This is a genomic window from Empedobacter sp. UBA1574 (genome assembly GCF_002322895.1).
Taxonomy (GTDB): domain Bacteria; phylum Bacteroidota; class Bacteroidia; order Flavobacteriales; family Weeksellaceae; genus Empedobacter; species Empedobacter falsenii_B.
On record NZ_DCOI01000037.1, the window covers coordinates 51,971 to 78,258 of the forward strand.

Below are 26,288 nucleotides of genomic sequence, written 5' to 3' on the forward strand. Positions count from 1 at the left end.
AATGGAAAATTTACAAATGAAACCCAAATTAACTCCAATCATTTTATGGATAATGATTATTGGGAGCGGTTTGGTTGTGGCAAATAATTATTACAATCAGCCATTATTGTCATTAATCGCTAAAGATTTTAATGTTTCCGAAAGTAAAGTTTCTAATATTGCAATGTTAACACAAATTGGATACGCTTGTGGATTGTTGTTTATTATTCCTTTAGGAGATTTACTGAAACGAAAACGAATGATCTTAATCGATTTTGTTTTTATAATCGCAGCTCTTTTGGGAATGTATTTTGCACCATCTGTAAGCTGGCTTTTTCCATTAAGTTTTCTAATCGGTTTCACCTCAGTTATTCCGCAAGTTTTTGTGCCAATGGCGGCTGAATTAGCTGAACCTCAAAAAAAAGCGCAAGCTGTCGGGATGGTTATGAGTGGTTTGCTTGTTGGTATTCTACTTTCTCGTGTTTTTAGTGGCTTTATTGGTGAATATTTAGGATGGCGAGAAGTTTATATGATAGGCGCAATTTTAATGTTTGTTCTATGGATTTTTATCTATATATTTTTACCAGAAATACAACCAAATTTCAAAGGAACTTATGGTAATTTGATGAAATCGATTGTAGATTTAGTAAAAAATCAACCACAATTAAGATTAGCTTCTTTTCGTGGAGCTACAGGTTTTGCAGCATTTAGTGCATTTTGGACAACATTGGTTTTTCACTTAGAAGAAGCACCATTTTTTGTTGGAAGCGATATTGCTGGTGCTTTTGGATTAATTGGAGCAGTAGGAGCATTAGCTGCTGCATTAGTTGGTAGAGTTTCAAAAGTTCTGTCAACATCAAAAATTATCTTTTATTCCATCATTACTATGCTAATTTCTTGGGGATTTTTCTATGAATTTGGCTATACATATTGGGGATTAATTGTTGGTGTAATTTTGATCGATTTAGGTTTACAGGCAATGCATGTTTCTAATCAAACCATTATTTTTGGATTAGATGCCAAAGCAGGAAATCGAGTGAATACAGTTTACATGACAAGCTATTTTATTGGTGGATCTTTAGGAACATTTATTGCAGCAAATGCGTGGGATAAATTTCAATGGAATGGAGTGGTTGCTGTTGGCGTTTTTTTTACTTTAATCTGTTTGATTTCTCATATTTTATTCAATAAAAATAATAAGTGATGAAAGATTTTTCTTATGAAATAACATATAAAACAGCGAGAAGTAGCGGTGCAGGAGGGCAAAATGTAAACAAGGTTGAAACGATGGTTTTAGCAAAATGGAACGTTGAAGTTTCCCAATTTTTTTCTGATGAAGAAAAAGCATTAATCACAGAAAAGCTAAAAAATAAGATTAATTCAGAAGGATTTTTACAAATCAATTCGCAAGAATCTCGCTCTCAATTGGACAATAAAGAATCTGCAACAAAGAAAATGTTAGAATTAGTTGAAAAAGCATTGATTATTCCAAAGTTTAGAAAAAAGACTAAACCTACTAAAGCTTCTCAGCAAAAAAGACTGAATCAAAAGAAACAACAAGCTGAGAAAAAAGACTGTCGTAGGTTTAAATTTTAGAACAATTAAATTCGATCAACTAAAAAAATTAATAAACTACATTGTATTGCTATAATCATTACTATTTTAAAAATAAAAGACTTTTTTCTTATTTTATGACGATAAATCTGCATTGACATAAGAGAACCAATTGTTCCACCAATCAAAGTCACAAAACAAAGTGCTAATTCAGATACACGTCTTTTACCAATAATTGAGTTTTTTTATCTATTTTAAATAAAAAAAAAGAGAGGACGTTGATAAGGAGTAGAGTAAAAAATAAATATTTATCCATTCAGTGTGTGATTAAGTAGTAAAAATACTTATAATTAGGTAGATAAAAAATATTTTTCCTAGAAATCTATGTTGTTTATCTTTGTACTTCAAAATCATAAAAAATCTTCAAAAAATAAATTGTAAAATTCTAATTATAAAATAATTATGCAAGATTTAAAAGGGAAAAATGCTTTAGTCACAGGAGGTAGTAGAGGTTTAGGAAAAGCTGTTGCTTTGGCATTGGCTAAAGAAGGTGTTAATGTAGCTGTGACAGGACGAAATACAAAGACATTAGAAGAAACTGTAGAAGAGATCAAAAGTTTTGGAGTAAAAGCGGATTATTCGATTTTTAATGTAGCTGAAAAAGTTGAAGTGAAAATGCAACTTGAACGATTAATTGAGAGTTTTGGAGCGTTTGATATTTTGATTAATAATGCCGGTATTGCGGCTTTCGGAAGTTTTTTGGAAATGCCAGAAAATGATTGGGAAGAGATTGTGCGTACCAATTTATTTGGACCATATTATGTTTCTAAAGCTGTAATTCCTTCGATGGTAGAGTTAGGAAGTGGTGATATTATCAATGTATCTTCAACTGCAGGATTAAAAGGAAACGCAGTAACTTCTGCTTATTCAGCTTCAAAAGCGGGATTGATAGGTTTATCAGAATCATTAATGTTCGAATTAAGAAAGAAAAACATTCGTGTTACGACTTTAACTCCAAGTACAATTGCATCTGAGATGTCAAAAGATGTGTTGAAAATCACAGACGGAAATCCAGAAAAAGTGCTTCAGCCTGAAGATTTTGCTCAATTAATTGTCGATTTATTAAAATTAGATAAACGCGCAATGTTGGCATCAGCTTCTTTGTGGTCTACAAATCCTTAAAAATTGATTAATTAATCATATTTATAAAATCCAATTTCATTTAGAAATTGGATTTTTTTTGAAAAAATATTTTGCAGAATCATTTTTTATATTAACTTTGAATTGCAAAGTACTTTTAATATGAGCACAAATAATCCTGTAGAAAGTTTAAACGAAATCAAATCAATGATGCAACGCACATCAAAATTCACAAGTATTAGTGGATGGAGTGGTGTTTGGGTTGGAGTAGTGGGAATGATTTCTGCTTTTATCGCTTATGTTTTGATTCTACAAGATGCACTTCAAGTAAATTATAGAGGAACATTGACACCTATTTTAATGAATAATTTAGAAATTAAATTATTCATTTTAGGAATTGTAACTTTAATGGTTGCATGTATTGGAGGTTTCTTTTTTATGACCAGAAAATCGACAAAAGATGACGTTAAATTTATAAATCCAGTTACAAAACGAATATTGCGTAAATTTCTTTTTGTTTTAATCGTTGGAGGAATAGTAAGTCTGATCTTCATCAATAATTTTAGTTTTGCTTATGTAGCTCCAGCAACGCTTTTGTTTTACGGCTTAGCTTTGTATACGGTAGAACGTGACACAATTGTAGAAATAAAATATTTGGCAATGTGCGAAATATTTTTAGGGTTATTGGCTTTCTATTTTATTTTCAATGGTTTATTGTTTTGGTTTATTGGTTTCGGGATTTTACATCTAATTTTTGGGATTTGGATGGTGCGAAAATATGATTACAAAGCTTAAATTTGCAACATGGATTTTAATCTTAATAAATTAAACAAAGTCTTTGATAATCGTATTCGTGTGGGAATTATGAGTGCTTTGGTCATGAATGAAGAAATTTCTTTTAAGGATTTGAAAGACTTTTTAGATTTGACTGATGGCAACTTGGCTTCGCACTTAAAAAACCTAGAAGAAAACGATTATATGACTGTACACAAAGGATTTATAGGTCGAAAAACGAATACAACTTATTCGATAACAGCACTTGGAAAACAAGCTTTTCAGGAGCATTTGAACTATCTTGAAAAATTAATAAAGAATATAAAATAATTTTTTTTGCATTTAAACTTTGAAAAACAAAGTACTTTATAAAATAAATAATAAAATTCAAACTTATGGAAAACAATGATTTAAAAAATGAATATCAACCTGAAAATCAATCAGTTTATTCACAAAACAAAACAATGATAAAAGGATTTTTGGTATGTCTTTTAGTTTTAGGACTTTTAATTCCGATTCCGTTCATATTAAATTTAATTGAAGAACGACAAGGAAACAAGGAAAAAGTAATTACCGAAATTTCAGATAAATGGAGTGGGAAACAGACAATTTATGGTCCTTTTATCGAGGTTACTTACATGGAAAATGTAAATGATGGACAAGGAAAAGTTGTGAAGCAACAAGTGAAAAAGTATATTTCTGCTAATGATTTAAATATAAATGGAACGATTGATACGCAGTTAAAAAGTCGTAGTATTTATGAAGCAGTAGTTTACAATTCGAAACTGAATATCAATTCGAAATTTAAGAATTATAGCGATATGCTTAATGAAGTGGAAGTATGTGCAGAAAATGTAGTTTCGACTAAAATTGTTTTTGGAATCTCTGATTCTAAAGGATATGAGAACAAAGTAATTGTACAATCTAACAACAAAAATTATCCATTGAATATGGATAATATAACTTCTACAATTACTATTCAACCAGAAGTTAGAGTAGAAAATGGAGAATATTTGGAACAAGTGAGTACCACTAAAAAAGTGATGCCTGTGCAAATGATGTCTCAAAAAATAGATCCTTCTACATTCGATTTTAATCAAGTTTCAATCAATTTGGTGATGAAAGGTTCTCAAATGTTGAATATCATTCCATCTGCGATTAATACAAAAGTTGATTTGGCTACAAATTGGAAAGATTTGAAATATGATGGAAATTTTTTACCTAATTCTGATCCCGAAACGAAGAATGGAAAAACAAATGTAAAATGGTCTATTTATCAACAAAATCCTTTGCAAGGACAGATTTGGCAAGACGCTTCTAACTTTTCTGATTATAGTTTTGGCGTTAATTTCTTGCAGATGAACGATCATTATGACAAAACATATCGTTCGACAAAATATGCGATTCTGTTCATTGGATTAACATTTGTAGCATTTTTCTTTATCGAAAGCCGAAATAATTTCAACATTCACTTGGTACAATATGCGTTAGTTGGATTTGCAATCTGTGTCAATTTTGTGTTATTGTTATCGTTGTCAGAATATTTAGGATTTGATATTGCTTACTTTATTTCATCTGGTGCAACTATTTTATTGATTACATTTTTTGTCAATTCTTTCCTAAAATCATTTGGTTTCACATTCAAAATTACATTAATGTTAATTTTATTATACACATTTATTTACAGTGTTTTACAACTCAAAGAACACGCGTTATTAGTAGGAAGTATAGGATTATTTATCATTGTTGCAATCCTAATGTACTATTCAAAAAACATCGAATGGAACAAAACAAAATAACATTTGCACACTTATTTTTTGGGATTTTTGTCATCGGTCTTGTACTGATGGCAATTTCCTTTACGGATATTGTGATTAAAAATAATGATACAATTTTCAGCTTTTCTATTCTTATTTTAGAGCTTGTGATTTGCTTATTTGCAATGTCATTTTATTTGAAAATTGATAAGATTTCGGAGTTGTTTTTAGGAAAAATTTTCTCTAATTCTGGACAAATATTTGTTTGGACCAACATTACATGGCTTTGTATTCCAGTAGCTTTTGTTTTGGATGTAACAATTATTCGAGGATTTCATGATTTAAGTTTTTATTTGCCGCTTTTAGGTTATTTATTGTTTCTTTTAATTATAGTCGATTTTTTTGCAGCAATATTCTACACTAATTTTGATGATGAAGAAACGATAGGTTTTAATTATCTTAATTATTTTTCGATTTTTTTAGCGGTAGTTTTAATACTATTTTTTAGTTTGATTATAATACTTTTCGCTGTTTTTGAGTATCCTTCAATATCAATCTGTTTTATGATGTTTAATATTTACCTCATAAATATTATTACAAAAATTTTAAAATTAAAAGCTTAAAAATTTTTGTTATGAATGTTTACTTTGAAACTATGAAGATAGATATTCAATATTTTCAGCCAAAAGGAGAAGGTTATACACCAACGAATCGAATTATCACTTTAGATAAAATTTCAAATCAATTAAGATTTGATGATATCGATGATTAAAACATTCATAATATATAAAGTTTAAAATCTGATAAATATAAAAATTATTATTCAAATCTGTCAAATTTATAAATTAGCTGTGTGATTATCGAATAATTCTACTAAGTTTAAGGCTTGAAAATGCAATTGTAGTAATTTGCGAACCGTTTTTTAAAACAGATAGAATTATTAAATATATGAAAAGTAAAAAGTTAACCAATGTATTAACACTTGGATTTGCGTTGTTTGCGATGTTTTTTGGTGCAGGAAACCTTCTTTTACCTCCTTTGATAGGATTAGAAGTGGGTTCAAATTATTTCGTCGCGATGATAGCATTTGGGTTAACTGGTATTTTATTGCCATTTACTGGTATTTTATCTGTTGTTTTTTCGGGTGATAATTTTAATGATTTAGGGCATCGTGTGAACAAACATTTGGCGGCTATTTTAGGTACAATTATTATGATTTGTATCGGACCGTTAATTGCGATTCCTCGTACTGCCGCAACAACATTCGAAGTGGGATTAAAACCATTTTTTCCAACATTGGATCCGATGTGGGGATCGTTACTATTTTTTGCAGTAACACTTATTTTAGCGATTCGTCCCTCAAAAGTGGTAGACGTTATTGGAAATTATTTAACACCAGTATTATTGATTTTATTGACCTTATTAATAGTCATTGGAATTATATACCCAACCGCTGATTTCTTACCTTCAGACTTAACGATGATGCAATCTTTTTCGAAAGGTTTTATAGAAGGTTATCAAACATTAGACGTTTTGGCTTCTGTTATTTTTGCTGGAATTATTATTTCAGCAGCACGAGATAAAGGGTATACTGATACAAAAAGTAAATCTCAAATTGTAATTATATCAGGTTTATTGTCTACAACTTGTTTGTTATTTGTATATGGTGGATTGATTTATTTAGGTGCTACTTCTGGAATTACAAATCCAGAAATTTCTCGTGCAGAATTATTAATAGAAATCTCTCGAAATACATTAGGACAGTATGGGTTAATTGCAATTGCGTTATGTATGGCGTTTGCTTGTCTTACCACTTCAATCGCATTAACATCTGCGGTAGGTACATTTTTTGGACGTTTAACAAATGGAAAAGTAAGTTACACTGCTTTAGTGATTTTATGTACAGTAATATCGTTTGGTTTATCAATAAAAGGTGTAGACGAAATTATTAATTTTGCATATCCACCTTTGGCTTTCGTATATCCAATTACAATCACGTTAGTTATTTATATAGTGTTGTTTGGAAAAACAATTAAAAGCAAAACTCCTTATATTTTTGCATTAATAGCGTCTACAATCATCGCAATTTTAGGATTATTGAAATTATTAGGAAAGTTAGATGAATCGACTATAGAAAATCTGAATAAAATTCCATTTTTCGAATACGATTTAGGTTGGATTGCACCTTCGATTATCGGTTTTGTAATTGGTTTATTAGTTGATAGATTAAGAAAATAAAAAATCCTCGGAAAATTATTCCGAGGATTTTAACCAATCAAAACTACTATAAAAACACTAATTGAATAATGATAATGTCTATCTTTTATTCTTTTACAAATTTCTTAAAGTTTTGACTTTAAATCTATTATTCTTAAATGATTTCTTTTATGTCTAGATAGAATTAATTTATAACTATTTATTTATGATGGTTATAGAGAATTTCAATCACATGATTTAAGATAAGTTTATGAATTTTTCGTATTTTGAAAAATCAAAAAAATAATCCAAAAAAATGATCGAAAATTGTTCGCGTTGTAACGAAACAATGGAGTGTAAGGTAGATGATATTTCGAATTGTGCTTGTACTACAATTGTTATAAAAGATGAAATAAAAGAGTTTTTGAAGAAAACGCATTACAAATGTTTGTGTAATTCTTGTATAGAAAAACTGAATTATTTTGTAGAATTAGATCAAGAATATCCACATCCAACAATGCCTTCGGAGTTTGTTCCTCATATACATTATTATATCGAAAATGGGTATTGGGTTTTTACAGAATTTTTCCATTATCAGAAAGGAAAATGTTGCCAAAATGGTTGCAGACATTGTGCTTATGGTTATAAGAAATAAAAAATGGTTCAACTTACATTGAACCACTAACCAACCTAAAAATACTATAAAAAAACTCTATTTGATTAAGGATATTCTTCTTCAGAAAATCAACTTCATTATCCTTAACAACTATGAATAAATTATTTATGGTACAAAGGTAGGTAGATTTCTTAATTTGATAAATAAATTTATATTTATTTTTTTATACTCAAATAGATAGAATTTATATTAATGTTAAGAAAATATTAAATTTACCTATTTATGAATATTTGCTAAAAAATCAATACTACATTTCCGAATGTTGTAATTCTAAGAAAAATATTGCATTATTTTTTTTGAAATTTTTTCAGCAGTTGTTTTATCTTCAGTTTCTTCCAAAGTTGTTACATAATCCTCTAAGAAACTTTTGATTTCTTGTTGATTAGAACCTTCAAAATTAGCTAAATAATCTTCGAAATCGATATTTCCTAAAACACGATCAAAGTAAGTTTTGGCTTCATCATATTTTTTCATGCTCACTAACAAAGGCGCAATGCTATGACTAATATAAAACTCGTTTACAGCAGCTTGTTCAGCATTTTCTTCTTTTTTGAAATGTGCAGAATTTAAGTAACTATTATAAGCTTCCACAGCTTTTTCATTTTCACCTAAAACCTCATAACAACGTGCTTTGAAGAATTTAATTTCGTAAAATTCGTCTTCATTCAGTTTATTGAAAAATGTAATACTTTCTTTGGGATTTGAATAAAATTTTCGGTATCCAATAATAAAATCTTCTACAAATTCTGTATCTGTTTGTTCAATAGCGAAATTCAATAAGTTTTGAGATTGTTCTTCTGTTAATTGTCCAATAAAAGCTTCCCAATAATTCACCAAAGTATTGAAATCATACGCCAAATCTTCCACAAAAATTTGTGCAGCAATTCGTAGAAATTTATCACCCAATTGATCGATTATTTCATGGTCTTCATCAGAAAAATCAGTTGAATTATACAATAGATTTTCGATAATTTCTGACGCCTTATCTTCTGAATAATCATTATTTAATTGTTTCAAAGCATTGCTAACATTGAATTCCATTTGTGTAAATTTTAAATTAAAAATCAACACAAAGGTAACTGATTTACTGCAAAAAAAACTTGATAATTTCAAAAGTTAATCGTCAATTCTAATGAGAATTTAATGAATAGTTTTTTTGAGAAAGTAGAATTTTAGTTATCTTGTGGTAGTTTTTATTAGTTTATTTAAAATAAACGTTTTATGTTACGAATCTATTCGATAGTACTAATTATATGTGGTTTTTGTTTTACAAAAGCTCAAAATTTGAATGTTGGCGCTCAGTTTCCGATTAATAAAATTGAAAATATCAATCAATCTTCAAACTTTAAAATTATTGTATTTACGCCAAGTTTATACAAAACGAATCCGTATGCGAGCATGATGACAACTTCGCTGAATTATTATTTTGTGAAGAATTTGGCATTTTCGTCTCAAAATCCACCAAAAATTGATGTGATTTATATTGTAAATGAAGATAATAAATGGAGTAAAGAACCGCAGCAAACGTTTGCTTTTAATGAAACGACTAATCAAAATAAGTTGGATGGAACGAAGGTAATTTATGATGAAGTTGGAAAAATTTACAATGCAATAGGGTTGAAACCTTTTAAGCAAAATTCAATTTCGAGTATAATTCCAACGTCAAATTCTAACAATGTTTTAGTAGAAAGTTCGATTCTTTTTCTAGTGGATCAAAACAATAAAATTTTGATGCGAGATAATGATTATCGTGCGCAAGGCGAACATCTGAAACCTTTGGAAAGATTGATTAAAAGAACGTCTAAAATCGATAACATAGAAGTAAATATCACAGAAAATAAAACCTTGAAGGTTGGTGATAAAGCACCAGATTTTATTTTGAATGGACCGAATTATAAGACTAATTCGACAGATAAATTTTTGAATGATAAATCGACTTTTAAAGTTTTAACGTTTTATCCTGCGGCGTTTAGTGGACAAATTTTGCCTGATTTTACGTCAATTGATACGAAAGCAGCAATGACTTGTGCTGCTCAAATTCAATTAATCGATCATAATCCATTGTTACAAAATGTAAAAAATTACGCAGTTTCTAGTTCTACAAATCCGTTGTTAGAATTATGGAAATCAGCTTTGCGAACAAATAATATTACGTATTTGAATGATGAGAATTATGCAATTTCGTTGATGTATAATTCTTATAATCGTTTAGGTTACAATAATAGAGCAACTTATGTGATTGATAAAAATGGAATTATTGTGTATGCAAATCCAGATTTGACGTTTGAAGATGAAGCAAAATTTCCAACTATTTTAGAAAAAATCATTCTGAATAGTAAATAAATTATGAATCAAATTGTGTAATATCTTCAAATTTAGCCTCAATCAAATTTCTTAAATCTTCGGGGTTTAGAATAATTTGTAAACCTCTTTTTCCTGCACTAATACAAATCTGATCTTGCAAAACAGCCAGTTCTTCTATGTAAGTAGGAAATTGCTTTTTCATTCCGATAGGTGAGCAACCACCACGAATATAACCTGTAACATTCAGCAAATCTTTCAAAGGAAGCATTTCGCAGTTTTTATTACCAGAAATTTTCGCAAATTTTTTCATATCAAGATGTGTGTTTGCAGGAATTACGGCAACTAAAAATGGTTCTATATTTCCTTTCAAAACCAAAGTTTTATAAATTCCTTCCGGATTTACGTTCAATGAATTTGCAACATGCAAAGCATCAATATGTTCTTCATCAACTTCATATTCGCGCAATTCGTACGAAATATTGTGTGTGTCTAAAATTCGTACTACATTTGTTTTAGCAGTTTTATTGCTCATTCTATAATAATTTACACAAAGTTATTACGAAAAACTTTTATAAAGGTTTTTCTATAGAATTATTGTCTAAGATAATTTTTTGAACGAAAATTTCTATTCTCAAAACTATTCTTACCTTTGCATTATAAATGAAGTTTTTGCAACACATATTACGTTTACCGTTTTTTAGCACTTATTATCGTACAATATTTGCTCGGGTAGACTATGTGTATACTTCGTATTAATTTTGTACGTCAAAAATTTAATCATAATCTACAAGCCCGAGCAGTTTTGCTCGGGCTTTTTTTATTTAAAAAAAATCATGGAAAATTTAAAAAGTTTAAAGGAAAATGTAGCTATTTTTTTACCAGAAAATGGATTGGAAGAAAAATTAAAATTAGCTGAAAAAGAAAATCGACCATTACGAATCAAATTAGGTTTTGATCCTACCGCACCAGATTTACATCTTGGTCACGCCGTTGTATTGAAGAAATTGAAAGAATTTCAAGATTTGGGACATCAAATAGTTATTTTGGTTGGGAGTTTTACAGCTCAGATTGGAGATCCAACAGGAAAAAATAAAAGTCGTCAACCGCTGAATGCAGAACAAGTTCAGAACAATGCGGAAACCTACATTAATCAATTGTCAAAAATTATTGATGTGAATAAGGCTGAAATTGTGTTTAATTCAGACTGGTTAGATCATTTACCTTTTTCGGATATTATTCAGTTGTTGTCAAAAGTTACGGTTGCACAACTGATGCATCGAAATGATTTTAATAAACGCTTCACCGAAAATACGCCGATTGCAATGCATGAGTTGGTTTACCCGATTTTACAAGCATACGATTCTGTTCAGATAAGTGCTGATATCGAAATGGGAGGAACGGATCAATTATTTAATTGTACAATGGGACGACAATTGCAAGAAACCAATGGAGAAGCTGCTCAGATTGTAATGTCTATGCCACTTTTGAGAGGAACCGATGGAAAAGAAAAGATGAGTAAATCGTTGAATAATATTATTGGTTTGACGGATGAACCAAATGAAATGTTTGGGAAAACAATGTCTATTCCAGATGATTTATTAGAAGAATATATTGCGTTAGCAACGGATTTTTCTATTGAAGAAAAAATGAATTTGAATGAGCGATTAAAAACAGATAATCCAATGTTAATTAAGAAATTAGTTGCAAAAAATATTATTATTCAATACCATTCTGTAAATGAAGCTGAACAAGCAGAAGAATTTTTTAACAATCAATTTCAGAAAAGAAATGATGAAAATAGAGTTTTCGAAGTTGTTAAAATTAGTTCTTTAAACTTTGAGAATGATAATATTACATTGTTAGATGTTTGTCATCAATTAAAGAAAGATTTATCGAGAAATGCAATCAGACGTTTGATAGAAAGCGGTGCAGTACAAATTAATGGAGAGAAAAAAATGGATGCTTTTGATGATTTTGAATTAAAAACCGAAACTAAAATTAAAATAGGAAAACGAGATTTCTTCGAGTTGAAGTAATAGTGAAAAGATGATTTACTATTTAGTAAATCATCTTTTTTATCTCCTATTTTCTTAATCTTGAAAAATTTGATCAAAATTTTTATATTTCTTTTTTAAGCGTTGTTTCGCTTTTTTGACTGAATCAGCCGAAATTCCTAAGATTTGCGAAATTTCTAAATTGTTCAAGCCTAATTTTAACAAATAAATAGTTCTCAAATTAGATTCGGTTAAAGATGGAAAATTTTGAGAAAGATATTTTACAAAATCGTTTTGTTCATGAGCAAAAATATTTTTGAAATTTCCCCAACTTTCGTCTGTCATTAAATGCGAATCTAAGAGATTAACTAATTCATTATATTGTTTTTCTTTGTTTATGGTACTTGAATTGGAAATAGAATTGATTTCATTTTTTAATGTAACTATTTGTTTATTCTTTTCAGACAAATAAGTTTTATAAGATTCTAAAGTTTGAGCAGTTTTATTTAATTTATTTTCAGATTTAAGTTTTTCATTTTGAATAGATAATATTTTATTATCGTATGTAGAATTTTGTATTTTTATTTTTCGACGATAAGAAATTATTACAAATAAAATGATAATGATTAATAGAAAAGAAATAAGAAATAATGCATTTTTTAGGATGGTTGTTTTCTCTTGTTCTGCTTTTTCTGCTTCAAATTTAAAGTTGAAATTATCTTGTTGAATTTTCCAATTAATTTCATTAATCACATTTTGGCCATCAGTTTTTTGCAACTCTAACTCCAATTCATCTAGTTTTCTTCGGCTAATTAACTCCTCATTGATATTATTGTTTTTTACAGCAATTTCTAATAAGATTTTATAAATGTCATATTCAAAACTGTTCAAATAAATTTTCTGAGAAGCATATTCTTTTGCTTCATTCAAAATTATTTTAGCATCATCAATTCGATTTAATTGCAAGTACAATTTTCCCAATTGAATATTAGCGTACATTAAATTTCGAGCGTTTTTTAATTTTTTAGAAATTTCAATATCTTTTTTCAAATTATCAATCGCTAAATCGTACTGTTTGTTGAGAATATTTATAGAGGCAATATCACCTAAAGCTTTTGCATATCGAATTTCGTCCTTATTTTGAATTGCATATTCTTTTGTTAATTCGAAGTAATTATTTGCTTTATTAATATTATTTTTATTCATAAAAACATGACCAATCGCATTCAGAATTGTTCCATATTCGTGGTCTTTTTTGTTGGTATATTTTAAAGCTAACAAAAGATATTTTTCACTTTTATCAAATTCTTTTACATTCATAAAGTAGAATGCATTCTTTTTGTAAACATCACTTTTAGAAAAAATATCCTCATCTTTTGTTAAGTCGAGAAGTTTTGATGCTTCCATAAAATATGGATAAGCATTTTGATATTGGCTAAAATTATAATAGTAATACCCATATTGTGTATTCACCCAAATTTGTAATTCTGGTGAGTTAACATTTTTTGAAACTTTTAATGCAGACTCAAATAACGAATTACTTTTTTTGTTTAATTTATCGTTGGTTTGTGCATAGAGATTAGCTAAATAAACTTGATAAATTGATTTTAGACTTTTTGATAAAAAAGAAGTTGATGAGATATCTAATTTCTTGAAATTATTTTGCAATTGAATAGTATCTGTCACATTTTTATTCTGTTCGATGATTTTTTCAATAAGAATACGTTCATCATTTTTACTAATAGAACTAAATGATGATAAAAATAAAAAAGGAAAGAGTAGGAGCGTAAAAAAAATAGAAACTTTCAATATATTATTTTTTCAAATATAGACCGAAAAAATTGTAAATCTTAACAAAAAATTGAATTATTTTTATGTTTTACTTCATTTTCAAAGTATTGATATTTAGATGAATATGAAATGTCCCCCCAGTTGTCCCCCCTCTAAATTGAGTATTTATTTTTTTTATTATCTATTTTTGAATTAAGTATCTCGAAAGATTACTAATCTATCATCAAACTATTAATTAAAAATTTTAGACTCTTCAACTACTTAAACCTATTTATAAATCCAATTACAAAATTATCTCCTCCATAATGTATGTTATGGGGGAATTTTTTTTGAATTTTTTTCTTTGTAATTTAGTTTAATATTTTAATTAGAAAAGAACGGATGAGAAAAATAAACTACTCAGTGTTGGATTTGGCTTATGTAAGAGAAGGAGATACATTAAATCAAACGTTCAAAAACACGTTAGATAACGCAAAATTTGTAGACGAAATAGGGTATAGCCGTTATTGGTTATCTGAACATCATAATATGCAGAATGTAGCGAGCGCGGCAACTTCTTTATTAATAGGCTATGTAGCAAATGGAACTTCAAGAATTAAAGTTGGTTCGGGAGGAATAATGCTACCTAATCATACTGCTTTATCAGTTGCAGAACAATTTGGGACTTTGGATGCGCTTTATCCAAATCGTATCGATTTAGGTTTAGGTCGTGCGCCAGGAACTGATCAATTAACAGCTTCTATTTTGCGTAGAGGAGATAATTTTATGAATTACGATTTCGAAGCTGAAATCAAAAATCTACAAAACTATTTTAGTTTAGATAATAAAGAAAGTAAAGTGCGTGCGATTCCTGGAGAAGGAGCAAATGTGCCGATTTATATTTTGGGATCAAGTACAGATTCGGCTTTTTTGGCGGCTAAATTAGGTTTACCTTATGCATTTGCGGGGCATTTTGCGCCACAACAATTTTATAATGCGGTAGAGATTTATCGTTCTCAATTTCAACCTTCAGAATTTTTGCAAGAACCTTATACGATTGCTTGTGTCAATGTAATTGCGGCGAATACAGACGAAGAAGCGCATTATTTATCGATGTCGATGTACCAAGGATTTTTGAATATTATTACCGATAAACGCCAACCAATTGTTCCACCCGAAAAAACACAATTAGAATTGGCTTCGCCTGAGCAAAAATATATGCTAAAAGGAATGACAGCTTTGTCTTTTATTGGAAGTAAAGGTGCTTTGGCGCAGAGTTTAGATGAATTTATTTTTGAATCTAAAATTGATGAAATTATGGTTTCTACGAATGTTTTTGATCAAAAAGCAAAACGAAAATCGTATCAAATTGTAAGTGAATTATTTCGTTAAATGAAATCAAAGAAATCAATCTCAAAGTTCAAGTATTATTCAATGTTTGTTGATCAATTCAAAGATCAATTGACGATTGTTTTGATGCTAAATCTTGTTTTATTTTTTATTGCAAACCATTGGAGTTATCTTGTTCCTGAAGAATTTTTGTTTGTAAGTCACAAAGATATTTTTGGCTTATTTAGAGAACAATTTGTGCTGAATGAATTTTTTGAGGTATTGGCTTATACTTTTTTGGGCGCTTTATTTATCCATTTCGGAACATATAAAATGAATAAAATCTGGATTTTTAGGCTTAATGCGTTGCTTTTAGTAATTGTTTCCACTTATTTTTGGACAATTCCTTTGCTGCAAAGTGCTGAGATTGTTTTACAAAAAGGTCATCCTTATTTTATTGCGGCGATTATTGGTCAAATTCTTTTGTATTTGATTGTCGGAAACGAATTTTTAGGTTCAATCAAAAATAAAAGAAAACAACCCAAAATCAATCATTCTTAGTTATATTTGCCAAAACTTAATTTTTACAAAAATCAAACTATGTACTCATTTGATAAATTTCACGAATTAATTGCCGAAACAATCGATAAAAATCCATTTTCTAAAAATCCAGAAGAATTATACGAACCGATGGATTATATTTTGAATATTGGTGGTAAAAGAATTCGTCCAATTTTGACTTTATTGGGAACTGATTTGTTTGATGGTGAAGTTGAAAAAGCGTTGAAACCTTCGTTAGCGATTGAGTTTTTTCATAATTTTTCGTTGATGCACGACGATATTATGGACAATGCTTCATTAAGAAGAAGTAAACCAACAGTTCACGAAAAATTTGGATTAAATACAGCGATTCTTTCTGGTGATGCGATGTTGGTAAAAGCATATCAATATTTAGAAGATTTAGAACCAGAATTATTTAAACGTTCGACAAGATTATTTTCTAAAACTGCTTTAGAAGTTTGTGAAGGACAGCAATTGGATGTGAATTATGAAACAAAATTGAATGTTTCATACGAAGATTACATCAAAATGATTTCTCTAAAAACGAGTGTTTTACTTGGTTGTGCTTTGAAATTAGGCGCAATGATTGGAAATGCTTCGGAGGAGGATTCAGATAAATTGTACCAATATGGTTTGAATTTAGGAATCGCGTATCAATTGAAAGATGATTATTTGGATGTTTTTGGTAGCCTTGAACATTTAGGTAAAAAACACGCTGGAGATATTTTCGAGAATAAGAAAACGATTCTTTACATTTCTGCTTTAGAAGCGGCAAACGAAGAAGAAAAAGAGGAATTATTATATTGGTATAGTTCAAATACAGATAATATCGATAAGGTATATGCGGTAGAAAAATTATTCAGAAAACTGAATGTTAACCGTAAACTTTCAACGTTAATTAGAGAATATACGAATAAAGCGCACAGCTATTTGGATCAAATTGATGTTCCAGAAGAACGTAAATCTTATTTGAGAGAATTAAGCGAAGTTTTAATTGATCGACAAGGATAAAAAATGCAATTTCGAACGTCTTTTCAAATTCAATCTTCTGATTTTAAACTCAATCATCAACACAAAATATTGACGATAGGTTCTTGTTTTTCAGATGAAATTGGAAAGCGTTTGACCGATTTAAAGTTTGATGGATTAATTAATCCATTTGGAGTGATTTTTAATTCACATTCCATTCAAAATTTAATAGAAAGAAGCATTCATAAAAAATATTTTACAATAACTGATGTACATCAAAACGGAGAAGAATTTTTCTGTTTCGATGTACATTCGTCGTTTAATGCGTTGACGAAAGAAGCTGTTTTAGAGGAATTAAATTCAACAATCAATCAGGTTCATGATTACATTCATTCTTGTGATGTGTTGATGATTACATTGGGAACATCGTGGATTTATGAATGGAAAACTTCAAATCAAGTTGTCGCGAATTGTCATAAAGTTGAGGCAAAACAATTTGAAAAAAGATTATTAACAACAGAAGATAATCTAAAATCGTTGGAATTGATTGTTTCAGATTTGAAGAAAATTAATCCAACTATTCGCATCATTACAACAGTTAGTCCTGTTCGTCATACAAAAGATGGAATGATCGAAAATAATGTAAGTAAAGCTAGACTGTTGGATGCTTTATATCAATTAAGTCTTCAAAATAATCAAGTTGAATATTTCCCGTCATATGAATTAGTTTTAGATGATTTGAGAGATTATCGTTTTTTCAAAGAAGATTTGATTCATCCATCGAAACAAGCCGTTGATTATATTTGGGAAAAGTTTTCAGAAACTTATTTCGAGCAATCAACGCAAACAATTATTCAAAAAATAAATAAAGTTATTTCAGCAATTAATCATCGCCCTTTTAATGAAGGATCAGACAATTATCAACAATTTTTAGTAAAAACGATTACATTGATGAATGAATTAGAAAAAGGAAATCAACTTGATTTTTCAGTTGAAAATGAACTTTTGAAATCAAAAATAAAACATGTTAATTGATACACATACACATCTATATTCGGAGCAATTTGAGAATGATATAGATGAAGTAATTGCGCGAGCAAAGCAAAATGGAGTAGAGCGATTTTATTTGCCAGCAATTGATAAAAGTTACACGGATAGAATGTTGGCGTTAGAAGCTGCTCACCAAGATTCGATGTTTGCGATGATGGGTTTGCATCCGTGTTCGGTTCATCCAGATACAATAGAAGACGAATTGGCTCATGTGCGCGAATGGATTGATAAACGACCATTTAAAGCAATTGGCGAAATCGGAATTGATTTGTATTGGGAAAAAGAATTTTTACAAACGCAACAAGATGCATTTAAAATGCAAATTGAATGGGCAAAAGAAAAGAATTTACCAATTATCATTCATTGTCGAGATGCTTTCAATGAAGTTTTTGAAGTGTTAGAAGAAGTGAAAGATGAAAAATTATTCGGAATTTTTCATTGTTTTTCAGGAACAAAAGAAGATGCACAACGCGCAATAGATTTCAATTTGAAATTAGGAATTGGTGGAGTTGTAACCTTTAAAAATGGTAAAATAGATCAATTTTTAGGTGATTTTGATATCAAACATATCGTTCTCGAAACAGATTCACCTTATTTAGCGCCAGTTCCGTTTCGTGGAAAACGAAATGAAAGTAGTTATTTGACACATGTTTGCGATAAGTTGGTTGATATTTACCATCAAACACCAGCTGAAATTGCAGCAATTACAACAAAAAATGCGTTTGACATTTTCGAACGTTAGGATAAATCAGAATAGAAAAATTATATTTGCAAAAGAAAACCTTTGACAAGATGAAATACAAAAGAATATTACTTAAATTGAGTGGTGAAGCATTAATGGGAGATTTACAATATGGTATTGATCCAAATATGCTGAAACAATATGCGCAACAAATTAGAGAAGTTGCTGAACTTGGTTGCGAAGTGGCAATCGTAATCGGAGGTGGTAATATTTTTAGAGGTGTACAAGGTGTTGCTTCTGGTATGGATCGTGTACAAGGAGATTATATGGGAATGTTGGCAACTGTGATTAACAGTATGGCATTGCAAGGAGCTTTGGAAGATGCTGGTGTTAATACACGTTTACAAACGGCTATTCGTATGGAGCAAATCGCAGAACCATTTATCAAAAGAAGAGCTACGCGTCATCTAGAAAAAGGTCGTGTCGTAATTTTTGGTGCAGGAACAGGAAATCCATATTTTACAACAGATACAGCAGCCGTTTTGAGAGCAATTGAAACGCAAGCTGATGTTATTTTGAAAGGAACTCGTGTTGATGGAATTTATACTGCAGATCCAGAAAAAGATCCAACAGCAGAGAAATTCGAAACAATTTCTTATCAAGAAGTTTACGATAAAAACTTAAAAGTAATGGATATGACAGCTTTTACTTTGAGTGAAGAAAATAATTTACCTATTATTGTATTTGATATGAATACAGATGGTAACTTGAAAAAATTAATTTTAGGAGATAACGTAGGTACTCTAGTAACAAATAAATAAATCCCGAAATGGAAGAATTAGATATTATTTTAGAAACGGCTAAGGAGCAAATGCAGGGAACTGTAAGTCACTTAGAGGTTGCATTCGACAAATTAAGAGCAGGTAAAGCTACTCCTGCAATGTTAAGTTCAGTTCGTGTTGATTACTACGGAAGTTTATCTCCGTTAACTCAAATTGCAAATGTAAATACACCAGATGCAATGACATTGAGCATTCAACCATACGAGAGAAATTTAATTCATGAAATTGAAAAAGCAATCATCAATGCTAATTTAGGTTTTGCACCTTCTAACAATGGAGATACAATTATTATCAGTATTCCTCCAGTAACAGAAGAACGTCGTAAAGAGTTGGTGAAAATGGCCAAATCGGATATGGAAACTGCTAAAATTTCTCTTCGTAATGCACGTCAAGATGCGAACAAAGCGTTAAAAGCTGTAAAAGAAGCTTCTGAAGACATGGTGAAAGATTACGAAACACGTGTTCAAGGATTAACAGACAAGTTTTCTAAGAAATTAGAAGAAGCTTTAACGAAAAAAGAAGCTGAAATCATGAAAGTTTAATCTTTCTTGAAAAAAAAATATTTTAAGGCAGCGTTTCGCTGCTTTTTTTATTTATTTGCATAATCAATTTCAAAAGATGAAGAACTATATATTCCTGCTAAATTTCTGTATTTCAATTGCCACATTTGCTCAAATTAAAGTGAGAGTATTCGATGCTCAAGACGAATTTCGTTTAACTGGTGCTAATGTTTACAGCGATACCAAACAATTTCTTGGTCAAACAGACGAATTAGGAGAATTGGATATCAATGATTCTGTTCATTTTATTGATATAATCAAAAACGGATATTTCTCAGAAAGTATTCAGACTGATGGTAAAAAGTTGGTGGGAATTATGATGAAACCTTCTTTCATTAGTTTGGATGAGGTTAGTTTTACGACAAATGATTCTGTTGGTCGTAATTTGATTATCAAAGCAATTCGCAATCAATCCAAAAATACAATCAGAAACGGAGGAAATATTTTCCTAAAATCATACACTAAATTTTGGAGTACAGTAAATAACGATTCGATTCCGTTTATCATTCAACCTCAAAATCACAAAGATTCTGTCAATAATCAATGGAAAAAATTGTTAGACAACAGTCATTTATTTTTGGGAGAACGTGCAATGGATCATAAAGTTTCGAAGCGTTTTGGACTAAAAAATATCGTGCAATCTTCTCGTATTTCTGGAATGCGTTCGCCTTTGTACGAATATTTGGCGATGCAACCAATTGCGTTCAATTTTGATCAAGATAAAATCAATTTTTTCTTCAAAGGAATTATTAATCCAGTAAGTCGAGAAGGTCTTTCGCATTACCGTTATGGTTTCAAAGAGGATATTTTTATTGATGGGCGAAAAACGGCTGTTATTAGCTTTTTCCCTTCAATCAAAACGGATAAAAGACAAATTAAAGGAACACTTTGGATTGATGATAGAACGTATGCTTTAATCAAAATTGAAGCAGAAAATACGATTTCAAATTATGTTGCAGAATTAGAAGCAGATTGGAAATTGAATAATGGTTCTTGGATTCCAAATCAACAAAAATATCGCATGGAAGCTGGTAATTTTAAGATTACAGAGAAATTATCCGATGATGATTTTATTGATAAAAAAGAAAAAATTTGGATTAATCTTGAAACAACTTTCAAGGATATTCAAAATCCAGCACATTTCAAACGCAACGAATTTTTAGGTTACGAAGACGAAATTTCTTTTCAAAATATGAACGAAAAGAAATGGGACAATGTGATGGAAGATTACCGCGATTCGTCATTATCAAACAAAGAGCGAAATACTTATACGACAATTGATAGTATTGGCGATAAATATAAGTTAGAACGTCAAATGAAATTGATGAGAATCATCAATTCTGGTGGGAAATTATCATTAGGAAAAGTTGATTTAGATTTAACAAAAATCTTAGCGTTTAATGATTACGAAGGTTTTAGACTTGGTGCCGCGTTTAATACAAATGAAAATTGGAGCGATAAATATTCGTTGAATGCGTATTCAGCTTATGGTTTCAAAGATGAAACATTCAAGTTTGGATTTGGTGGAGATTATTATGTAAATAAGCCTTATTCGGGTCGAATTTTTGCAAAATACTCGCAAGATGTTTCGGCTTCTGGGAAAACGCCAATTTTATTACAATCGAATTATACACGTCTAATTTCTGGAGCTTTTAGTAATATTTATAATCACGAATATTTTTCGTATAAACATTATTCTTTTGGATATGAGCAAGATATTTTCAAGAATGTAACCTTCAATATTTCGGCAAATTATGAAAAACAACAAGCAGAATTTGATTATTCTTTCCTGAATAATATAGGTTGGTACGATTTGTATAATACGCAATTAGCGATCCGTTTTGCACCAAAAGACAAGTTTATCCGCACGCCTTACGGAAAAGTGACGGTGAATAGCGGGAAATCTGTTTTCTATGCAATGTTGACGAAATATTGGGATATTTTCAATTCTGATTATGATCCACTTCGTTTCAATATTTCTTATTTTGATGTGTTCGATACGCGAGTTGGTAAAACAAATTTCAATGTAAATGCGGGTTGGGTTGAAGGAAAAATGCCGTTGATGAACTTGTTCGAAGGACAAGGAAACGCAAAACGTAATGATTTTGCAAACTTTGGAGTAGGAGGTTTAACAAATTTCGAAACAATGCGTCCTGGAGAATTTTATTCGGATCGATTTGTATCCTTTCAATTGAAACATATTTTTGCTGGCGTTAAAGTCGGAAACAAAATTATTTTCCCACAATTCGTTTACCGTGGAGTTTTAGGTGATATGAAAGATAAAACAGATCATCAAAATTTAGATTTCAAAACATTGAATCATTATTACCACGAAACAGGAGTTGAAGTAAATAATTTAATTTTCAAAACATTTGGATTGGGAGCATTTTACCGTTTAGGTGCTTATTCAGAAGAAAAATTCCAAGATAATTTCTATTTAAAATTAACTGTAAATTTGAATTTTTTGTAGGTATTTAGATTTTGTCATTCTGGACTCGTTTCAGAATCGTATATATTGATTTAAATTTATGAATAAAGAGTTTGAACTTAAAAAATATAGAGATTTAGTACTTGCGACTATAGATTATTATATTGTTCATCTTGCTTTTAATAATGAAATGAAAGATGAATATATTCGTCTAAAAACTCAAACAGAGGAGTATTATTCAAAAAGAAAATTAACTATTTTAAAAAACTGGTTTAAAGATTTAACGTCTGATTTTATCGAAGATAGAGATTTTGGTTTTAATGAATATTTGATAAAGACAACCAATTATGACATTGATATTTTTGAATCATATTTTAAAAGAATCGAAAAGATAATTGAGAAAGATCAAATTAAAACTGATAGTCAATTTTACGAATTAAAAAATTATGTAGATTATTTAATTCAAAATAATAATTCTGATAAAGTTCTTATTCAAAGAATAAATGAACTTCTTTTGCGTTTTGAATCTAAGAACTAGAATAATTTCACTTCAAAAAATAAACTAAAATCAAAAATCCTTTACATTTTCATTGAAATTGTAAAGGATTTTTAGGTTGGTTGAAAAATATTCGCAAAAATTATGCCTATAATTTTTATAACTTTAAATAATAACTAAATTTGTAAGGATAAATTAAAAAATTATGCAATCGTACGGAATTAAAGCCTTATTAGAAAAAGGCAAGGATTTGTTGCTACAGGAAGTAGTTGTAAATGGATGGGTAAGATCGTTCAGAAGTAATCGTTTCATCGCGTTGAATGACGGTTCTACAATTAATAATATTCAAGTAGTAGTAGATTTCGAAAATTTTGACGAATCAATTATAAAACAAATTTCTACAGCAGCTTCTTTACAAGTAAAAGGAGAAGTGGTAGAAAGTGAAGGAGCTGGTCAAGAGATTGAAATTGTTGCGAAAGAAATCAAAATTTTAGGAACTGCGCCATCTGATGATTTAAAAGGAACAATTTTACAACCAAAACAACACAGTTTAGAGATTTTGCGTGAGCAAGCACATTTACGTTTCAGAACAAATGTTTTTGCTGCAACTATGCGTGTTCGTAACGCGTTAATGTTCGGGATTCACAAGTATTTCAACGAAAATGGATTCGTTTACATCAACACGCCAATTATTACAGGATCTGATGCTGAAGGAGCAGGAGAGATGTTTCATATCACAAACTTGGATATGGAAAACTTACCTAAAAATGAAGAAGGTAAAGTAGATTATACACAAGATTTCTTTGGTAAATCGACTAACTTAACGGTTTCTGGACAGTTAGAAGGAGAAACAGCAGCAATGGGATTAGGGAAAATTTATACATTTGGACCTACTTTCCGTGCAGAAAACTCGAATACTTCTCGTCACTTAGCTGAATTCTGGATGATTGAGCCAGAAGTTGCGTTTTTCCGTTTAGATCAAAATATGGATTTGGCAGAAGATTTTATGAAATCTGTTATCACTTATGCAATGGAAACGTGTAAAGATGATTTGAAATTCTTAGCTGAACGTTTTGACAAAGAACAAAAACAAAAACCAGAAGCAGAGCGTTCTGAATTAGGTTTAATTGAGCGTTTAGAATATGTTTTAAATAACAAATTCATTCGTTTAACTTATACAGAAGCAATAGATATCTTAAAAGATTCTAAACCAAATAAAAAAGGTAAATTCAAATATCCAATCGAAGGTTGGGGAGCAGATTTACAATCAGAACACGAACGTTATTTAGTTGAGAAACATTTCAAAACGCCAGTTATTTTATTTGATTATCCTGCAGAAATCAAAGCATTTTACATGCGTATGAATGATGATGGAAAAACAGTTCGCGCAATGGACGTTTTATTCCCTGGAATCGGAGAAATTATCGGAGGTTCTGAACGTGAAGAGCGTTTAGAAGTTTTAGACGAAAAAATGGAAAAATTCGGAATTGATAAAGAAGAATTATGGTGGTACCGTGACACAAGACGTTTCGGTTCTGTGCCACATTCAGGTTTCGGTTTAGGTTTAGAGCGTTTGGTATTATTCGTTACAGGAATGGGTAACATTCGTGACGTAATTCCTTTCCCTAGAACACCGAATAACGCTGAATTTTAATCAAAATATTTTTACGGATTTATGCTTAAAAATTGTAACTTTAAGCTAAATCCGTTTTTTATATAAGCCAAAACCCAAAATATGTTAAAGCAGGAATTAAATTTAAAATTACAACAAAAACTATCGCCACAACAAATCCAATTAATGAAGTTGGTTCAACTTCCTACGGTTGCTTTTGAACAACGCGTAAAGGAAGAGTTGGAAGAAAACCCTGCTTTGGATGATCAATCTTCTGAATATGATGAAGATTACGGAGGAGAACAGGAAGAATGGGACAATCAGAGTGATGATTTTGGCGACGAGCAAGTGATTGACACAAGTGACATCAATATTGATGATTATTTGAGCGATGATGACATCCCAAATTATAAAACGTATACGAATAATTATAGTGATGATGACGAAGATAAATCTGTTCCTTACGCTCAAGGAGAGAGCTTTATCGAGTTTTTGACATCACAATTATATACGAATCGATTAACTTCGGAACAATTTCAAATTGCTGAATTTATCTTAGGAAATATTGACGATGATGGTTATATGCGTCGTGATATTAAATCGTTGGTTGACGATTTAGCATTCTCGCAAAATATTTACACTTCGCCAGAAGAGGTCGAAAATTTGTTGATTAATTATATTCAACGAATGGATCCAGTTGGTGTAGGTGCGCGTGATTTGCAAGAATGTTTATTGATTCAATTAGAAAATAAAAATCAAACAGAAGCAGTAGAGTTAGCAGAAAAATTAATTTCAGAATCGTTTGATGCATTTACGAAAAAGCATTATTCGAAATTGATGGCAAAATATGATGCGGATGATGATGAGTTGCGTGATGCAATTTCGGAGATTGAACGTTTGAATCCAAAACCAGGAAAATCATTTTCGAGTAGTAGTAAAATTGTAGAGCAAATAACGCCAGATTTTACGATTCATATCAACGATGGCGATTTAGAATTGTCGTTAAATGGACGTAATGTACCAGAATTGAAAATTTCGAGTGCGTTTGCAGAAATGTTAGATACATACAAAAAAACCGAAAATAAATCGAATCAACAGAAAGAAGCTGTGATGTTTGTCAAACAAAAGTTAGATTCTGCGAAATGGTTTATTGATGCGGTTCAGCAACGCCGTAACACGCTTTTATACACGATGGAAGCGATTATGAAATTTCAAAAAGAGTATTTCTTAACAGGAGATGAAACGAAAATTAAACCGATGATTTTAAAAGATATTTCAGACAGAATTGGAATGGATATTTCGACAGTTTCTCGTGTAGCGAATTCTAAATATGTCACAACGCCTTACGGAACATTTTTGATAAAAGATTTGTTCTCAGAATCGTTAACAAATGATGAAGGTGAAGAAGTTTCGACGCGCGAAATTAAACGAATTTTACAAGATGTAATTGCAGATGAAGACAAACGTAAACCTTTGACAGACGAAAAATTAACCGAAATTTTAAAAGAAAAAGGTTATCCAATTGCTCGTCGTACAATTGCAAAATATCGCGAACAACTAAATATTCCGGTTGCGAGATTGAGAAAAGAAATCTAAACTTTTAGAAGAAATATTA

General features: G+C 30.1%; 26 protein-coding genes. 22 read left to right on the top strand and 4 right to left on the bottom strand.

The genetic code is table 11. The annotated features are described in order from the left end of the window. The first annotated feature begins 1 nt into the window (after position 1). On the top strand, positions 2 to 1,183 hold the full coding sequence (locus B3578_RS12560; RefSeq protein WP_286495198.1) for an MFS transporter: 1,182 nt from the start codon (positions 2 to 4) through the stop codon (positions 1,181 to 1,183). Beyond that, positions 1,183 to 1,575, top strand: a complete 393-nt coding sequence (gene arfB / locus B3578_RS12565) for an alternative ribosome rescue aminoacyl-tRNA hydrolase ArfB (RefSeq protein WP_286495197.1) — start codon at positions 1,183 to 1,185, stop codon at positions 1,573 to 1,575. Before B3578_RS12560 ends, arfB begins: the two co-directional genes overlap by 1 nt. Before the next feature lie 5 nt (positions 1,576 to 1,580). Here the strand turns inward: arfB and B3578_RS12570 are convergent, their stop codons facing one another. Then, positions 1,581 to 1,769: a DUF1294 domain-containing protein gene (locus B3578_RS12570; RefSeq protein WP_409516647.1), complete on the bottom strand. Its 189-nt coding sequence runs from the start codon at positions 1,767 to 1,769 to the stop codon at positions 1,581 to 1,583. Between the two features lie 226 nt (positions 1,770 to 1,995). On the opposite strand from B3578_RS12570, the gene B3578_RS12575 reads away from it, so the two are divergent. From B3578_RS12575 to B3578_RS12605, 7 genes are all read left to right on the top strand, one after another. Next, positions 1,996 to 2,715 carry a 3-ketoacyl-ACP reductase gene (locus B3578_RS12575; RefSeq protein WP_221856283.1) on the top strand — a complete coding sequence of 240 codons (720 nt, stop codon included), beginning with the start codon at positions 1,996 to 1,998 and terminating at the stop codon, positions 2,713 to 2,715. A gap of 120 nt (positions 2,716 to 2,835) precedes the next feature. Further along, entirely contained in the window at positions 2,836 to 3,468 is a 633-nt protein-coding gene (locus B3578_RS12580; protein WP_291049169.1) for a hypothetical protein, read from the top strand. Positions 3,469 to 3,477: 9 nt separating this feature from the next. After that, positions 3,478 to 3,777, top strand: a complete 300-nt coding sequence (locus B3578_RS12585; protein WP_291049172.1) for a winged helix-turn-helix domain-containing protein — start codon at positions 3,478 to 3,480, stop codon at positions 3,775 to 3,777. A 65-nt stretch (positions 3,778 to 3,842) separates the two neighbouring features. Then, positions 3,843 to 5,246, top strand: a complete 1,404-nt coding sequence (gene creD / locus B3578_RS12590) for a cell envelope integrity protein CreD (RefSeq protein ID WP_291049175.1) — start codon at positions 3,843 to 3,845, stop codon at positions 5,244 to 5,246. After that, positions 5,228 to 5,827 carry a hypothetical protein gene (locus B3578_RS12595; protein ID WP_219034339.1) on the top strand — a complete coding sequence of 200 codons (600 nt, stop codon included), beginning with the start codon at positions 5,228 to 5,230 and terminating at the stop codon, positions 5,825 to 5,827. Before creD ends, B3578_RS12595 begins: the two co-directional genes overlap by 19 nt. A gap of 325 nt (positions 5,828 to 6,152) precedes the next feature. Next, the gene (gene brnQ / locus B3578_RS12600) at positions 6,153 to 7,442 is read left to right on the top strand and encodes a branched-chain amino acid transport system II carrier protein (protein ID WP_286495192.1); all 1,290 of its coding nucleotides are present in this window, start codon (positions 6,153 to 6,155) and stop codon (positions 7,440 to 7,442) included. Positions 7,443 to 7,716: 274 nt separating this feature from the next. Then, entirely contained in the window at positions 7,717 to 8,055 is a 339-nt protein-coding gene (locus tag B3578_RS12605) for a cysteine-rich CWC family protein (protein WP_038331257.1), read from the top strand. A 291-nt stretch (positions 8,056 to 8,346) separates the two neighbouring features. Here B3578_RS12605 and B3578_RS12610 read toward each other — a convergent pair whose 3' ends face one another. Further along, entirely contained in the window at positions 8,347 to 9,117 is a 771-nt protein-coding gene (locus tag B3578_RS12610; RefSeq protein WP_286495190.1) for a hypothetical protein, read from the bottom strand. 180 nt (positions 9,118 to 9,297) lie between these two features. Between B3578_RS12610 and B3578_RS12615 the strand changes: the two genes are divergently transcribed. Further along, a complete protein-coding gene (locus B3578_RS12615) occupies positions 9,298 to 10,419 on the top strand; it encodes a redoxin domain-containing protein (RefSeq protein ID WP_038331384.1) in 1,122 nt (373 codons plus the stop codon). A gap of 1 nt (position 10,420) precedes the next feature. On the opposite strand, the gene ybaK is transcribed toward B3578_RS12615, so the two are convergent. Further along, positions 10,421 to 10,912 (bottom strand): Cys-tRNA(Pro) deacylase, encoded by a 492-nt coding sequence (ybaK, locus tag B3578_RS12620; RefSeq protein WP_125349287.1) that lies wholly within the window; start codon positions 10,910 to 10,912, stop codon positions 10,421 to 10,423. Positions 10,913 to 11,213: 301 nt separating this feature from the next. Between ybaK and tyrS the strand changes: the two genes are divergently transcribed. Beyond that, entirely contained in the window at positions 11,214 to 12,416 is a 1,203-nt protein-coding gene (tyrS, locus tag B3578_RS12625) for a tyrosine--tRNA ligase (RefSeq protein WP_291049184.1), read from the top strand. Positions 12,417 to 12,470: 54 nt separating this feature from the next. Here the strand turns inward: tyrS and B3578_RS12630 are convergent, their stop codons facing one another. Next, entirely contained in the window at positions 12,471 to 14,183 is a 1,713-nt protein-coding gene (locus B3578_RS12630) for a transcriptional regulator (protein WP_286495188.1), read from the bottom strand. Between the two features lie 363 nt (positions 14,184 to 14,546). Between B3578_RS12630 and B3578_RS12635 the strand changes: the two genes are divergently transcribed. From B3578_RS12635 to rpoN, 11 genes are all read left to right on the top strand, one after another. Then, a complete protein-coding gene (locus B3578_RS12635; RefSeq protein WP_115001001.1) occupies positions 14,547 to 15,536 on the top strand; it encodes an LLM class flavin-dependent oxidoreductase in 990 nt (329 codons plus the stop codon). After that, positions 15,537 to 16,034, top strand: coding sequence for a hypothetical protein (locus tag B3578_RS12640; RefSeq protein ID WP_115001000.1), 498 nt, complete (start codon positions 15,537 to 15,539; stop codon positions 16,032 to 16,034). It begins immediately after the preceding gene. A gap of 39 nt (positions 16,035 to 16,073) precedes the next feature. Continuing rightward, a complete protein-coding gene (locus tag B3578_RS12645) occupies positions 16,074 to 17,045 on the top strand; it encodes a polyprenyl synthetase family protein (protein ID WP_115000998.1) in 972 nt (323 codons plus the stop codon). Between the two features lie 3 nt (positions 17,046 to 17,048). After that, positions 17,049 to 18,038, top strand: coding sequence for a GSCFA domain-containing protein (locus B3578_RS12650; protein WP_221855401.1), 990 nt, complete (start codon positions 17,049 to 17,051; stop codon positions 18,036 to 18,038). Then, the gene (locus B3578_RS12655; RefSeq protein WP_221855403.1) at positions 18,028 to 18,795 is read left to right on the top strand and encodes a TatD family hydrolase; all 768 of its coding nucleotides are present in this window, start codon (positions 18,028 to 18,030) and stop codon (positions 18,793 to 18,795) included. Before B3578_RS12650 ends, B3578_RS12655 begins: the two co-directional genes overlap by 11 nt. Positions 18,796 to 18,845: 50 nt before the next feature. Further along, positions 18,846 to 19,556: a UMP kinase gene (pyrH, locus tag B3578_RS12660; protein ID WP_115000992.1), complete on the top strand. Its 711-nt coding sequence runs from the start codon at positions 18,846 to 18,848 to the stop codon at positions 19,554 to 19,556. A gap of 8 nt (positions 19,557 to 19,564) precedes the next feature. Next, on the top strand, positions 19,565 to 20,119 hold the full coding sequence (gene frr / locus B3578_RS12665) for a ribosome recycling factor (protein ID WP_115000990.1): 555 nt from the start codon (positions 19,565 to 19,567) through the stop codon (positions 20,117 to 20,119). A 76-nt stretch (positions 20,120 to 20,195) separates the two neighbouring features. Further along, the gene (locus tag B3578_RS12670) at positions 20,196 to 22,607 is read left to right on the top strand and encodes a DUF5686 family protein (protein WP_291049194.1); all 2,412 of its coding nucleotides are present in this window, start codon (positions 20,196 to 20,198) and stop codon (positions 22,605 to 22,607) included. A 58-nt stretch (positions 22,608 to 22,665) separates the two neighbouring features. Beyond that, positions 22,666 to 23,103 carry a hypothetical protein gene (locus B3578_RS12675; protein ID WP_280051165.1) on the top strand — a complete coding sequence of 146 codons (438 nt, stop codon included), beginning with the start codon at positions 22,666 to 22,668 and terminating at the stop codon, positions 23,101 to 23,103. Between the two features lie 163 nt (positions 23,104 to 23,266). Beyond that, entirely contained in the window at positions 23,267 to 24,715 is a 1,449-nt protein-coding gene (gene asnS, locus B3578_RS12680) for an asparagine--tRNA ligase (protein WP_125349294.1), read from the top strand. An 81-nt stretch (positions 24,716 to 24,796) separates the two neighbouring features. Further along, positions 24,797 to 26,269 carry an RNA polymerase factor sigma-54 gene (gene rpoN / locus B3578_RS12685; RefSeq protein WP_115000980.1) on the top strand — a complete coding sequence of 491 codons (1,473 nt, stop codon included), beginning with the start codon at positions 24,797 to 24,799 and terminating at the stop codon, positions 26,267 to 26,269. Positions 26,270 to 26,288: the final 19 nt, after the last annotated feature.